This is a genomic window from Granulicella sp. L60 (assembly GCF_009765825.1).
Taxonomy (GTDB): domain Bacteria; phylum Acidobacteriota; class Terriglobia; order Terriglobales; family Acidobacteriaceae; genus Edaphobacter.
The window spans coordinates 847,008-847,992 of sequence record NZ_LMUR01000022.1; the positions used below are offsets into that span (position 1 = coordinate 847,008).

The 985-nt window shown below is 61.7% G+C and carries 1 protein-coding gene; it reads left to right on the top strand.

The window, feature by feature from the left end:
• Window positions 1–985 (top strand): condensation domain-containing protein (locus GSQ82_RS24460; RefSeq protein WP_254061908.1); only part of this gene is annotated, 985 nt, incomplete at both ends.

Consider the following 985-nt stretch of genomic DNA (forward strand, 5'->3'; position numbering starts at 1 on the left):
TTCGAACATGGTCCGCTGCTTCGCGGCAGGCTCCTTCGGACCAGCGAAGACGAACATGTTCTGTTGATCACCATGCACCATATCGTCTCCGATGGCTGGTCGATTGGGGTGCTGGTCCACGAGTTGAGCACTTTATACAGTGCTTATCTACGGGGCGAGTCGGATCCGTTGCCAGAGTTGTCGATCCAGTATGTTGACTATGCTGTCTGGCAGCGCAAATGGATCGAAGGCGAGGTTCTGCAGCAACAGGCCGCTTACTGGCAGACGGCTCTTGCCGGTGCGCCAGCGCTTCTGGAGCTGCCTGCGGACCATCCGCGTCCCGTGCAGCAGAGCTACGCCGGCGCCTTCGCAGGCCTGGTTCTGGATCAGGAGCTGACTGCGCAGCTGCGAGGTCTGAGCCGGCGACACGGCACCACCCTGTTCATGACCCTGATGGCAGCATGGGCGGCGCTGCTGGCCAGACTCTCCGGACAGCAGGAGGTCGTCATCGGCACTCCGGCGGCTAATCGCGGGCGAGCTGAGATCGAGGATCTGATCGGGTTTTTCGTCAACACTCTGGCGCTGCGGATCGACCTGACCTCTTCGCCGACGGTGGGGGAGTTGCTGGCCCAGGTAAAGGCACAGAGCATCGCGGCACAGCAACATCAGGATATCCCCTTCGAACAGGTCGTGGAGATCCTGCGACCCATGCGCAGCCTCGCCCACAGCCCCATCTTCCAGGTCATGTTCGCCTGGCAGAACACCGACACAGGCGCTCTCGATCTGCCTGGTCTTGAACTTCTCTCTGTCCGGTCGGCACCCCGTCGCGCGGCGAAGTTCGATCTCACCCTCTCGCTGGCAGAGACGCGGGACAACACCATCGCTGGCGGTATCGAGTATGCCACGTCACTGTTCGAGCCATCCACGATCGAGCGTTATCTGGGCTACTTCCGCAAGCTGCTGGAGGCCATGGTGGCCGGCGAGACCGGTAGCGTTGACCTGCTGC